At 72.9% G+C, this 13192-nt stretch carries 8 protein-coding genes; 6 read left to right on the forward strand and 2 right to left on the reverse strand.

Features of this window, described 5'->3' with window-relative positions:
* Window positions 1-195: 195 nt before the first annotated feature.
* Together macS and JQS43_RS02285 are read left to right on the forward strand one after the other, a co-directional pair.
* Window positions 196-1362, forward strand: coding sequence for a MacS family sensor histidine kinase (gene macS, locus JQS43_RS02280; RefSeq protein ID WP_239677394.1), 1167 nt, complete (start codon window positions 196-198; stop codon window positions 1360-1362).
* 4 nt (window positions 1363-1366) lie between these two features.
* Complete coding sequence (locus JQS43_RS02285; RefSeq protein WP_239677395.1) at window positions 1367-2047, forward strand: response regulator; 681 nt, start codon at window positions 1367-1369, stop codon at window positions 2045-2047.
* 24 nt (window positions 2048-2071) lie between these two features.
* Here the strand turns inward: JQS43_RS02285 and JQS43_RS02290 are convergent, their stop codons facing one another.
* On the reverse strand, window positions 2072-2554 hold the full coding sequence (locus JQS43_RS02290; RefSeq protein ID WP_239677396.1) for a GNAT family N-acetyltransferase: 483 nt from the start codon (window positions 2552-2554) through the stop codon (window positions 2072-2074).
* Between the two features lie 251 nt (window positions 2555-2805).
* On the opposite strand from JQS43_RS02290, the gene lon reads away from it, so the two are divergent.
* On the forward strand, window positions 2806-5181 hold the full coding sequence (gene lon, locus JQS43_RS02295; RefSeq protein WP_275581000.1) for an endopeptidase La: 2376 nt from the start codon (window positions 2806-2808) through the stop codon (window positions 5179-5181).
* A 58-nt stretch (window positions 5182-5239) separates the two neighbouring features.
* On the opposite strand, the gene JQS43_RS02300 is transcribed toward lon, so the two are convergent.
* Window positions 5240-6682, reverse strand: a complete 1443-nt coding sequence (locus tag JQS43_RS02300) for a helix-turn-helix domain-containing protein (RefSeq protein ID WP_239677397.1) — start codon at window positions 6680-6682, stop codon at window positions 5240-5242.
* Between the two features lie 236 nt (window positions 6683-6918).
* Between JQS43_RS02300 and JQS43_RS02305 the strand changes: the two genes are divergently transcribed.
* The 3 genes from JQS43_RS02305 to JQS43_RS02315 all read left to right on the forward strand — a co-directional run bounded on the left by JQS43_RS02305 (window position 6919) and on the right by JQS43_RS02315 (window position 12937).
* On the forward strand, window positions 6919-8151 hold the full coding sequence (locus tag JQS43_RS02305; RefSeq protein WP_239677398.1) for a S1 family peptidase: 1233 nt from the start codon (window positions 6919-6921) through the stop codon (window positions 8149-8151).
* A gap of 221 nt (window positions 8152-8372) precedes the next feature.
* On the forward strand, window positions 8373-9653 hold the full coding sequence (locus JQS43_RS02310; protein ID WP_239677399.1) for a S1 family peptidase: 1281 nt from the start codon (window positions 8373-8375) through the stop codon (window positions 9651-9653).
* Between the two features lie 101 nt (window positions 9654-9754).
* Window positions 9755-12937 (forward strand): ATP-binding protein, encoded by a 3183-nt coding sequence (locus tag JQS43_RS02315; protein WP_239677400.1) that lies wholly within the window; start codon window positions 9755-9757, stop codon window positions 12935-12937.
* Window positions 12938-13192: the final 255 nt, after the last annotated feature.

Here is a 13192-nt window from a genome sequence, read left to right on the forward strand (position 1 = left end):
TGGGAGCGCTCCCACGCTCCCGGCCTGGGCAGCTCAGCGCAGCAGCCGCAGCCCCGGTCAGCTGAGCTGTGACCCCTCCTGAGACGGTCCGTCGGGCGCCGGCTTCGGCGCCCGACGGACCGTCCGCCCGACCCCCACTGCGACCACCGCCAATGCTGCTCAGCACCGCGCGCTTCGGCGTGGCACGATCGCGCCATGGGACTGGTGCCACTGCTGTGGCGGGCGCTGGCGGTGTTCCGGGTCGCCGCCCTCGGGTACGCCCTGCTGCTGATCGCCCGCGACGCCGGCGACTACGCCCGCCCCGCCGCCGCCTGGTGGCTGGCGGTCGTCATGGTCGGCTGGACCGCGCTGGTCACCTTCCTATACACCGCCCCTTCGCGGCGCCGATGGCCGCTGCTCGGCGCCGACCTGGCGGTGGCGGTGGCGATCCTCACCCTCAGCCCGTGGGTGATCGGCCCGCAGGACCAGGCGGACACGCTGCCGGCGGTGTGGGTGGCGGCACCGGTCGTGGCCTGGGCGGTACGCGGCGGCTGGCGCACCGGCGCGGCCGCCGCTGTGATCGTCGCCGCGGCGGACATCGCCATCCGCGCCGACGGCGCCACCATCCCGCAGACCACCATCAACGCCACCGTGCTGCTGCTCTTCGTCGGCTTCATCACCGGGTACGTGGCGACCCTGGCCGGTCGGGCCGAGCAACAGTTGCAGGCGGCGGCCGAACGGGAGGCGGCGACCCGGGAGCGGGAACGGCTCGCCCGCAGTATCCACGACTCGGTGTTGCAGACCTTGGCGCTGGTGCAACGTCGAGGCGTCGAGTTGGGCGGGGAGGCGGCGCAGCTCGGCACGCTCGCCGGGGCCCAGGAAGCCACCCTGCGGGCGTTGCTCTCCGATCCGCCCCGGCCCCCGGGGGCCCCGGCTTCCGGGCGTTCGGCTTCCGGGCGTTCGGCGGAGCCGCCGGCCGACCCGGCAGGGGCGATCATGGAGCTGCAGGCCGAACTTCGGGCCCGGTACGCCGGGCCGCACACCACCATCTCCGGCCCGGCCGAGCCGGTGCCGCTGCCGGCCGCCACGGCGACCGAACTCGTCGCCGCGGTCGGCGCCGCGCTCGACAACGTCCGAATCCACTGCGGCCCGGACACCCCCACCTGGCTGCTGGTAGAAGCAGAGCCGCGGCAGGTCACGGTCACCATCCGCGACGACGGTCCGGGCATCCCGGCCGGGCGGCTGGCGCAGGCGGCTGCGCAAGGCCGGCTCGGCGTGGCCCAATCGATCGAAGGGCGGCTCCGGGAACTCGGCGGCAGCGCAGTGATCACCTCTGAGCCGGGGCAGGGCACCGAGGTAGAGCTGCGGCTGCCGCTAACCTGACCAGATGGCAGGCGCGGAGAGCCCAGCGGAGCAGCCGATCCGGGTGATGGTGGTGGACGACCACCCGATGTGGCGCGACGGGGTGGCGCGCGACCTCACCGAGGCGGGATACGAGGTCGTGGCCACCTTCGGCGAAGGCGCCCAGGCGGTCCGGGTGGCGGCGGCGGTCCGGCCGCAGGTGGTCGTGCTCGACCTGCACCTGCCCGACCTCACCGGCCCCGAGGTGATCGCCGGCCTGGCCGAGACCGCCCCCCAGGCGCGGGTGCTGATCCTGTCGGCGAGTGAGGAGCAGGCGGACGTGCTGGCGGCGGTCACCGCCGGCGCGACCGGTTACCTGGTCAAGTCGGCGGGGCGGGAAGACTTTCTGGCGGCGGTCGAGCGGACCGCCGCCGGCGAAGCGGTCTTCACGCCGGGCCTGGCCGGGCTGGTGCTGGGGGAGTACCGGCGGCTCGCGGCGGCGCCCACGGACTCGTCGGGTGCCGGTCCGGCGCCGAGCCTGACCGAGCGGGAGACCGAGGTGCTCCGGCAGGTGGCGAAGGGGCTGTCGTATAAGCAGGTCGCGCAGCGGCTCGGGGTCTCGCACCGGACGGTGCAGAATCACGTCCAGAACACGCTGGGCAAGCTACAACTGCACAATCGGGTACAACTCACCCGGTACGCGATCGAACAGGGCCTCGACACCTGACCGCCCTCCCGCCCTCCCGGCCGATCATGAGCGGCGCGGATGGGGGTCGTCGAGCCGGAGGGTCATGAAGACACTGTTCGGGTCGAGCTGGTAGTCGCCGAATGGCCCGCACGCCTGGAAGCCGCGGCGGGCGTAGAGCCGCCGGGCCGGGGCGAAGAAGTCCTGGCTGCCGGTCTCCAGGTAGAGCGCCTGGTAGCCGCGTACGCCGGCTTCGGTGATCAGGTGGTCGAGTAGCGCGGTGCCGACGCCGCGCCCCCGCGCTGCGGTCGCGGTACGCATCGACTTGATCTCTCCGGCGGTGGGGCTGAGCGCCTTGAGTGCGCCGCAGCCGAGTAGCAGGTCGCCGTCCCGGGCGGTCCACATGGTCACGGCCGGCTCAGTGAGACCGGTCAAGTCGAGCGCATGGACGCTCTCCAGCGGTGAGGTCGCGTGCATGTCGACGAGGTGATCACTAATCAGCTGACGTAGGTCGTCGCGGCTGAGGTCTTCGACTTCGATTCGCAGCACGGGGTGATTATCCCCGACTCACCCCCTGCGCCGATCATGAGCGTGTTGACCGACACACCGAGCGTGTCGGTCAATACGCTCATGATCGACCCGGAAGAGCGCTCATGATCGGCCCGAGAAAGCGGGGGCGGTATCGCTGAGGGCGAAACCACGGCGGATCGGGAAACAACTGCGCCGGGCGCACGGTTGACCCTAGTCAGTTGAGCCACGTGGGCTCAACCTCCCCGAGACGAGTGAGGGTGTGACTGACAGTGACTGAAGCGCGAGCCACCCTGACCCTGCCGGTGCTGCCGCTGGATGAACTGGTGGCGCTGCCCGGCATGGTGGTTCCCATCCCGCTGGACGATGCCGAGGCCCGGTCCGCGATCGAGGCTGCCCGCGCCGCTCGGGCCGAGGACGACCAGTCCGCGCAGATCCTGCTCGTGCCCCGGGTCGACGGCAAGTACGCCGGGTCCGGCGCGCTCGGCGTGATCGAGCAGGTCGGCCGATTCCCCGGTGGCGAGCGGGGCGCGGTGATCCGGGCGACCGCCCGGGTCTCGATCGGCGCCGGCACCACCGGCCCGGGCGCGGCCCTGTGGGTCGAGGCCGACCGAGTGGCTGAGCAGGCCGAGGACGACCCGAGTCTGCCTGAGTTGACCCGCGACTACCGCGCCGTGTTGACCACGATGCTGCAGCAGCGCGGCGCCTGGCAGATGATCGACTCGCTGCGGCAGGTGGCGGATGCGGCAGCGTTGGCAGACCTGGCCGGGTACGCGTCGTACCTGACCCGGGAGCAGAAGGTCTGGCTGCTGGAGACGCCGGAAGTGCCGGCGCGGCTGACGAAGCTGGTCGAGTGGACCCGGGCGCACCTGGCCGAGCTGGAGGTGGCCGAGAGCATCAACCAGGACGTCAAGGAGGGCATGGAGCGGCAGCAGAAGGAGTTCCTGCTGCGGCAGCAGCTCGCCGCGATCCGTAAGGAGTTGGCGGAGCTCTCCGGCGATCCCGCCTCCGAGGAGCAGGATTACCGGGCCCGGGTGGAGGCCGCTGAGCTGCCCGAGCACGTCCGCAAGGCGGCTCTGTCCGAGGTGGACAAGTTGGAGCGGACCTCGGACCAGTCGCCCGAGGTCGGGTGGATCCGCACCTGGCTGGATACCGTGCTCGACCTACCCTGGCAGGAACGTTCCGAGGACGCGTACGACATCCCGGGGGCGCGGGCGGTGCTGGAGGCCGACCACGCCGGGCTGGCGGACGTGAAGGAGCGGATCATCGAGTACCTGGCGGTGCGTAAGCGCCGCGAGGAGCGCGGTCTCGGCGTCGTGGGCGGTCGCCGCAGCGGTGCCGTGTTGGCGCTGGTCGGCCCGCCGGGGGTCGGTAAGACCTCGTTGGGTGAGTCGGTGGCCCGGGCGATGGGCCGCTCGTTCGCCCGGGTGGCGCTCGGCGGTGTCCGGGACGAGGCCGAGATCCGTGGCCACCGGCGTACCTACGTCGGGGCGTTGCCCGGTCGGATCGTCCGGGCGGTCAGTGACGCCGGCACGATGAACCCGGTGATCCTGCTCGACGAGGTGGACAAGCTGGGCGCCGACTATCGCGGCGACCCGACCGCGGCGCTGCTGGAGGTGCTGGATCCGGCCCAGAACCACACCTTCCGTGACCACTATCTCGATGTCGAGCTGGACCTCTCCGATGTGGTCTTTCTGGCCACCGCGAACGTGCTGGAGATGATCCCGGCGCCGCTGCTGGACCGGATGGAGCTGGTGCAGCTGGACGGGTACACCGAGGACGAGAAGGTCACTATCGCCCAGCGGCATCTGTTGCCGCGGCAGCTGGAGCGCGCCGGGCTGACCGCCGACGAGGTGCAGGTCGACGACTCCGCGCTGCGGTTGCTGGCCCGCGAGTACACCCGCGAGGCGGGGGTGCGGGAGCTGGAGCGTTCGGTGGCCCGGGTGCTGCGTAAGACCGCGGCGAAGCTGGCGGTCGAGGAGATCCCGGTGCCGGTCTCGGTCGGCGCCGAAGCGCTGCGGCCGCTGCTGGGTCGGCCGAAGCACACTCCGGAGACTGCGGAGCGCACCGCGCTGCCCGGGGTGGCGACCGGGCTGGCGGTCACCGGCGTCGGTGGTGACGTGCTCTTCGTGGAGGCGTCGTTGGCCGATCCGGAGACTGGACCCACCGACATCACGCTCACCGGCCAGCTCGGCGACGTGATGAAGGAGTCGGCGCGGATCGCGCTGTCCTATCTGCGTTCGCACGGCGTGGAGCTGGAGCTGCCGGTCGGTGACCTGGCCGCGCGGGGGGTCCACATCCACGTGCCGGCCGGGGCGATCCCGAAGGACGGGCCCAGCGCCGGGGTCACCATGACCACCGCGCTGGCGTCGCTGCTATCCGGGCGGCCGGCGCGGGCTGAGGTCGGCATGACCGGTGAGGTGTCGTTGACCGGTCGGGTGCTGCCGATCGGTGGGGTGAAGCAGAAGGTGCTCGCCGCGCATCGGGCAGGTCTGACCACTGTGCTGCTGCCGCAGCGTAACGAGCCGGATCTGGATGAGGTGCCGGCGGAGGTCCGGGAGGAGCTCACCATCCACCTGGTGAGCGACGTCCGGCAGGTGCTGGAGTTGGCGCTGGAGCCCGCCCGCGCCGCCCTGGCGGCGGCCTAACCGGCACCGGGCCGCACCCGGCCGCGCCGGGCCGCACCCGGCAACGACGCCCGGCCCGTCAGTCCAGAGCGGACTGGCGGGCCGGCGCCGCGGCGTAGGCCCGGATGATCGGGTTGATCTGGTACCGGCCGTCCGGCGTACGCTGCAGCAGGCTGCGCGCGACCAGAGTGGATAGGGCGCTCCGGGTGGTCGCCGGGTCGAGGCCGGTGACCGGTGCGGCCGTCGACTGGGCAAGGTCGGTTCGGGCGAGGCTCACCTCCCGCAGCACTAGCGCCGCGTGCGCCGGCAGACCGTGGCAGGCGCTGGCGAGCGCGCGGCGGAGTGGCCCGGGACGGTCCGGGTCGGGACCGTCGAGCAGACTCAGCGGGTCCTCGGCGTCGACCAGCGCCGCGAGGTAGTCCACAATCGGCAGATCCGGTTGGTCTGCCAGCCGGGCGCCGGCCGCGTGCAGCGCGACCGGCAGGCCACCGCAGCGGTGGGTCAGCTCGGCTGCCGCCACCGGCTCCGCGGCCACCCGCCCGGCGCCGATGATCCCGCCGAGGAGATCCCGCGCCGGTTCGGCAGCCAGCGGCTCGACCGACAACCGGCGGGCGCCGTCGTGGGCGACCAGTCCGTTGAGCCGGCACCGGCTGGTCACCAGGACGAGGCAGTCGCCGCCCGGCAACAGTGGCCGGACCTGACCCGGTTCGGTGGCGTTGTCCAGTAGCACCAGCATCCGTCGCCGGTGGAGCAGGGTACGGTACCGGGCGGCAAGCGAGTCCACATCGGCGTTTTCGGGTTCCGGGGCGCCGGCCAGGCCGCTGAGGAGCTGGGCGAGGATGGTGCCGACTGGGATCGGCGCCCCGTGCCGATCGGCCAGATCGGCGTAGAGCTGGCCATCCGGGTAGCGGCTGGTGAGTCGGTGGGCGGCGTGCTGGGCCAGTGCGCTCTTACCGACGCCGGGCGGGCCGGTGAGCGCCACCAGGACGCGCGCACCGCCGCGGCGGTTCACCCTGGCGTGACGCGCGATTTCGGTGAGTTCCCGCTCTCGACCGAGGAGCTTCGCCGGCCCGGGTGGCAGCTGTGGCGCCCGCGGCGGGTCCGGCCGCGCCGGCAAGCCCGGGGAGGGGGGCGACCCCAGCGACCCTGGCGACCCCGGGGAGGGCGGGGGCACTGGCCGGTGCCGGCCCCGCCGGTGATCATGAACTCGGTCGCGGGCGGTGGCGAGCATGCCCTGCTCGGCTGGCCCGGCGCCGAGCAGCTGCACCAGCGCGTCGAACCGGTCGGTCGGGGGGAGAGTCTTTCCGGTGAGGTAGTCGGCTACCACCGTGTGGCTCCAGCCGGCCCGTTCGCCGAGCTCCCGGTAGGTGAGTTCGGCGCCGCCGCGGCGTCGCGCCTCGCGGCGACGCAGCGCGCGCAGCAGGCGGGCCAGGTCGGGCAGTGTCCGCACGGTGGCGGCGATCGGGTGGAGTCCGGCGGAGTGCGGACGGTGGGCCGAGCCTGTGGTCGAGGATCCAGTCACACCGGCGCCCTTCACTCGTCGTATTGAGTTCGGGTCGGACAGTAGCGACGCTGGCGGTGGTCCGCAACTGGCCTGGTCGCACCCACCCTCGGTGCCGTCGCCGTGCAAGGCCGTACGGCCGTGTCTAACCATGTCCGTAATCCGTGGTGGTCGATCCGCTCTGGTTACTACCGTCCGGACAGCGACGCGGGCGAGCGCCCGCCGCACGGGGGGTCGACGTACACATGGGAGGAACTGTGGCCAGACATCGGACCACAACAACCACGCTGTTCCGGGCAGCGATGGTGACGGTCGCCGCGACTGCGCTCGCGGTGACCAGCGGCGCCGCCGCCAACGCGCAGCAGGTCACCGGCGGTACGGCACCGGCCGGCAATCAGGTGGCGCCGAATCAGGACCGGTCGGCGGAGGTCGGCGAAGCCACCCTGCTGGCGGCGCTGCAGCGGGACCTGGACCTGACCGAGGCGCAGGCGCAGCGGCTGATGGCGACTCAGGACACGGTGGTCGCCACCGACGCCGAGCTGCAGGAGGAGCTCGGCGAAGCCTATGTCGAGTCCCGGTTCGACGCGGCGAGCGGCACCCTGACGGTGGCGGTGACTGACGCGGCCGCCGCCGAGACGGTAACGGTGGCCGGCGCCGAGGCCGAGGTGGTGGGTGACCGGCTCGCCGAGCTCACCGGGATCACCGACGAGCTGGACGCGCTCGCCGAGTCCGACCCGGCGGCGGTCGCCGGCATCGTCTCGTGGAGCGTTGATCTCGCCGCCGACCAGGTGGTCGTGACCGTGCTGGCGGACCAGGCGGCCGAGACGGCGGCGGTGACCGGCCAGTTCGGCAGCGCGGTGCAGGTCGAGACGACCGAGGCGGCGCCGTCGCTCACCCAGGATCTGCCCTACCTGGATGGCGGCCTCGCCTACAACACCGCTGCCGGCGGTTGCTCCACCGGGTTCAACCTGAGCCAGGGCTATGTGCTCACGGCCGGGCACTGCCACACGGTGGGGCTGACCGCCAGCGCCTTCGGCCAGACCATCGGGCCGGTCGCGCACCGTAACTTCCCGGGCGCGGACTACGCCGCGATCCGGGTGACCAACTCGTACTGGATCCAGGGCCCCTGGGTGTGGCTCTATCCCGGGTTCTTCACCATCGTCGGTAACGCAAGCCCGACCTCGGGTACGGCGGTGTGCAGCTCAGGGCGGACCACCGGCCTGACCTGCGGCACCGTGACCGGCACCGGGGAGTCGGTGAACTTCGGCGGCACCGTGGTGAACAACCTGATCCGGCACTCGGCGTGTGTCCGCCAGGGTGACTCGGGCGGTCCGACCTTCACCACCAACGGGTTCGCGGTCGGGACCAACACCGGGGCGCAGCTGATCGGTGGCAACTGCACCAACCCGCCGGTCTCGTGGTCGTACCCGACGACCACCTCGCTCGCGGCGTACCAGTCGCTCTACGGCGCCTCCCTGCTGACCGGCTAACCCCACCCCCCTTGCGGGTTGATCATGGACCTAGGTACATGAACCGGGCCGATTTCGGTCCCGTACCCCATGATCAACCCGCGAGGGCGGGGCGGGGTGTTCGACCGTGTTCAACGGTGTCCAAGATTGCCTGCGCTCGATCGATGAATTCTTTAGCGTCTATCGGCGACGCGCCGAGCGGTTCGCGCACGGGGGGTCGACTGTGTGCAGGAGGAGAACTAGTGACACGAAACCGGGCAACACCCAAGCCCATGGTGGTACGGGGGGCGGTGGCCACCCTGGCGGTGGCGGCGCTCGCCGTCGCCGGCGCCACCCCCGCCGCGGCACACCAGCCGGCGGAGCGCCCCACCGGTGACCTCGCCGGTGGTCTCCACACCGATCAGTACATCACCGGCCAGTTCGCGGGCGACCAGTCGGCCGCCGACGGCCAGGTCGACCAGTCAGTCCTGACCGCGCTGGAGCGGGACCTTGATCTGAGCGCCGACGAGGTCGAGCAGCTGCTCACCGACCTGGAAGGGGTCGACGAGCTGGCCGCGGAGCTCGCCGAAGAGCTGGGCCAGGCGTACGGCGGCTCCTGGTTCGACCACGAGACCGGCTCGTTCACCGTCGCGGTCACCGAGGCCGGCCCGGCCGCCGCCCTCGCGTCGGCGGAGGTCACCACCGAACGGGTCGGCCACAGCCTCCAGCGGCTGGAGTCGATCACCGCGGAGCTCGACGAGCTGCTCGAGGCCGACCCGGCCGCGCTGGCGGATGTCTACTCGTGGCGGATCGAGGTCGCCGACAACCAGGTGGTGGTCACCACCGCCGCCGGGCAGGCCGATGCGGTGAGCGGGCTGGTCGCCGACTACGGCGACGCGGTCCGGGTGACGGAGAGCAGCTACGCGCCGCAGGTCGCGCAGAGCGCGCTGCACGGCGGCACCGCGTACAACGGCTGCTCGGTCGGGTTCAACCTGGTCGCCGGTGGCACCGGCTACTTCCTCACGGCCGGCCACTGTGGCGGCACCGGTCAGCAGACCTCGCAGAACGGGGTCAACATCGGACCGTTTGTGGAGTCCTGGTTCCCCGGTGAGGACGACGCCTTGGTGCGGGTGGACAACGCCGGCGCCTGGACGCAGGGCCCGACCGTCTGGACCTACTCCGGGACCGTCACCATCAACGGCTGGACCGACGCCGCGGTGGGCACCCCGATCTGCACCTCCGGGCGTACCACCGGGCTCACCTGCGGGGTCATCACCGCCAAGAACGAGACCGTCAACTACGCGGAGGGCGCCGTGTTCGGGATGACCCGGCACAACGCCTGCGTGGAGCCGGGCGACTCCGGCGGCCCGAACTGGAACACCGTCGGCGGTAACTACGCCGAGGGGGTGACCAGCGGCGCCCAGATGATCGGCGGTCAGTGCCTGGAGCGGTTCGGAATGGCGAACGTCTCCTGGTACTACCCGATCTCTGATTCGCTGCCCTACTACGCGGGCGGCTGGGGAGTCTCCCTGATGACCGGCTGACCTCCTGGCAGCTGGGACGGGCCGGCCGGTGCCGATGCGGCACCGGCCGGCCGCGGCAGTTTTCGGCGGCGGTCGACCGATCCCTGGCGCATGATTGAGGGGTGAGGGTCGAGGTCGACCTGTTGGGCCGGTTCGAGGTGCGGCTGGCCGGCCGGCCGGTGCCGGCCCAGCAGTGGCCCCGCCGGCACGCTGCTTCGATGGTGAAGTTGCTGGCGTTGGCGCCGCGCCGGCGACTGCACCGCGAGCAGGTGCTCGACGCGCTGTGGCCGGAGACGCCGCCGGCCGCCGCCGGTCCCCGACTGCACAAGGCGGCCCACTTCGCCCGCCGGGTGTTGGGGCCGCAGAGCGTGGTGTTGCAGCAGGAACAGGTGTTGCTGTTTCCGGAGGCCGAGGTCAGCGTCGACGCCGTGCGCTTCGATGACCTCGCCGCGGCGGCGTTGCGGCGGCGGGACCCGGCCGAGGCCGAGGCGGCGCTCGCCGCGTACCCGGGTGAGCTACTGCCGGAGGACCGGTACGAGGCGTGGGCGGCCTCGGAACGGGACCGGCTGGCGTTGGCCTACCGGGATCTGCTGCGGCTGGCGGGGCGGTGGCAGGAGTTGGCGGAGCTGGACCCGACCGACGAGGCGGCCCAGTTGACGCTGATGCGGCAGCTGCTGGCGCGGGGGGACCGGCGGGCGGCGCTGCGGCAGTTCGAGCGGCTGGACCGGGAGCTGCATCGGGAGCTGGGGGTCGGGCCGGGGCCGGAGGTGTTGGCGCTGCGCGACGAGCTCGTGGCCGGGTCGCCCGAGCCACCGGAGCAGGTGCCGGCGCCGGCCACGCTGGTCGGCCGGGAGGCCGAGCTGGCCCGGGTGGGGCGGCTTATCGACGAGGCGGCGCAGGGGCGGGTACGGGCGGCGTTTGTCGCGGGGCCGCCGGGGGTGGGCAAGTCGGCGCTGCTGGCGGCGGCCCGGGAGGTGGCCGCGCGGCGGCAGTGGCGCACCGGCGCCGGCACCGCCGCCACAGTGGAGGGCGCGTGGCCGTACGCGCCGGTGTTGGAGGCGCTGGCGGACCTGTGCCGGCGGCACCCGGCGCTGCTGGACGGGTTGGCGGACCGGTACCGGGAGGAGATCGACCGGGCGTTGGCGGGCCGGGAGCTGGACTGGTCGGGGGAGGGCGGCCATCAGCGGCTCTACCTGGCCGCCGCCGAGCTGACCCGGCTGGCGGCGGGGGCGGGTGGTGGCGGCGCGCTGCTGATCCTCGACGATCTGCACGAGGCGGACGAGGCGAGCCTGCGGCTGCTGCACTATCTGGTGCGAAGCTGCGGCGAAGAGCGGCTGGCGTTGCTGCTCGGCCATCGGCGGGCCCCGGTCACCGACGCTTTCGAGGAGGTGCGGGCCAGCCTGCTGCGGCGGCACTACGCAGTCGATCTGCCGCTGTCGCCGCTGACCCGCGAGGCGGCGGTGGAGCTGGCGCAGCGGTCCCGGCCGGCGCCGAGTGAGTCCGCGACACCAACTGGTTCCCCGACGCTGGCTGAGTCCATGCTCGACGATATCTGGCAGATCTCCGGCGGGATCCCGTTCACCGTGGTGGAGTTGGCTCGGGCCGGGGCGCCGGAGCCGGGTGCGGCGACCGGACAGCCCCCAGGGGAGGCACCGCTGCGGATGCTATCGCCGGCGATCCGGACGGTGCTGGAGCAGGTTGCGGCGGTCGGGGTCAGCTTCGACACCGACGAGTTCCTGGCGCTGGCCGGGGTGCCGGAGGAGACCGCCTTCGACCATCTCGACGCGGCGTTGGCGGCGCTGGTGATCGAGCGCACCGGGCCCGGCTACCGGTTCCGGCACCCGCTGATCCGGGAGGCGTTGTTGGCCGAGGTGCCCCCGCACCGGCAGCGGGCCCGGCATCGGGCCTGCGCACTGCGGCTCGCCGAACTCGGCGCCTCCCCCGCCCGGATCGGTCAGCATCTGCTGCTCGCCGGGGAGCCGGCTGCGGCGGTCCCGTACGCGTTGCGGGCGGCCGAGACCGCCGCGGCGGTCGGCGCCTACCCGGACGCGCTACGGCTGGTCGACTCGGTGCGCGGTCACGGCACCGACGAGGAGCGGCCCCGGCTGGCCGCGCTGCGCGCCGATCTACTCGCGGCGAAGGGAGACCCGGCGGCGGTGCCGGCCTATCGGGAGGCGGTCGAGTTGGCCGACGAGACCGGCCAGCGAGAGCTCCGGGCCCGGCTGGGCCGGATGGCGGTGCTGACCGGAGATCTGCCCACCGCGGCGGCGGCGCTCGACGGGCTCGACCTCGACGGCGACGCCACCGACGCCACTATCCTGCTGGCGCGCGGCAATCTCGCGTACTTCCAGGGCGAGTTGGCGCAGGCGTGGCGCGCGACCGACGACGCGTACCGGTTGGTGGCCCGCGGCGGCGATGACTGGCAGGTGCTGGACCTGCTCACCCTGCAGGGGCTGCTCGCCCACCACCGGGGTGAGTTCCTGCACCGGCTGCGTCGCGACCTGCAGCGCACCCGCGACGACCCGGGGTTGGCGACCGCGGTCTTCGACTCGCAACTGTGCGTCGTCGAGATCATGCTGTACGGGCCGATGAGCTTCACCGAAGTGATCGAGTTCGCCAACGATCTGCGGGCGACGGCGCAGCGGGCGGGCGCGTTGCGGGCGGTGGCGTTCGCGACCGCGTTGATCGGGGAGGCGGCGCTGCTCGGTGGCGAGCTTGCGCTCGCCGAACGGGAGTTGACCGAGGCGGTGGAGCTGCACCGGGACATCGCCGCGCCGGCCGGGGAGGCGCATTCGCTGCAACGACTGGCGGAGGTACGGCTGGCCCAGGGGGACCGGGCGGAGGCGAACCGGTTGCTGCGGCGGGCGTTGCCGTTGGCCCGGTGGTCGCTGCTGGCGCTGCACCTGTTGCCGCGGATCCACGGCACGATGGTGCGGGCAGCGGCGGACCCGGCCGAGGCGCGCACCGTGGTGGCGCAGGCGACTGAGGCGAACGGGCAGCTGGACTCGTGCGTGTTCTGCGACGTGATGTTCGCGGTGCCGGCGGCGGTCGCCTGCGCCGACGTGGGAGAGCTGGACGCGGCGCGGAGCTTCCTCGCCACCGCCGAGCGGACGCTGGCGCAGTGGGAGGGCACCGCCTGGCACGCCATGGTGTCGGAGGCCCGGGCGCACCTGGCGGCGGCGACCGGTGAGGCGGACGAGGCGGCCCGGCTGTTGGCCGAGGCGGCGGATGGGTTCGAGGCGGCTGGTCAGCCGCGGGACGCGGCTCGGTGCCGCGACCGGCCGGCGGCACCAGCGGGCCATTAACAGCAGCAGTGCCTTCGGCGCCGGGCTGCCGTGGCCGAGCCCGGTCGCCGCCCAACTGCTCCAGGCGCCCCAGGGCTGGTCGGGGACGAGACCGGCGGCGTCGGCGGTGAGCCCGAGCAGCAGCGGCAGCAGCTCTAGCAACAGCGGGAGCAGGGCCAGCGCCGGGCGCCGGTACCGGGACTTCGACCCTGTGATCATCGGTTCCGCCTCCCCTGCGCCCTCGGTGTTCGTGCTGGCAACGAGTCGAGCGTCGCC

Source organism: Natronosporangium hydrolyticum (assembly GCF_016925615.1).
Taxonomy (GTDB): domain Bacteria; phylum Actinomycetota; class Actinomycetes; order Mycobacteriales; family Micromonosporaceae; genus Natronosporangium; species Natronosporangium hydrolyticum.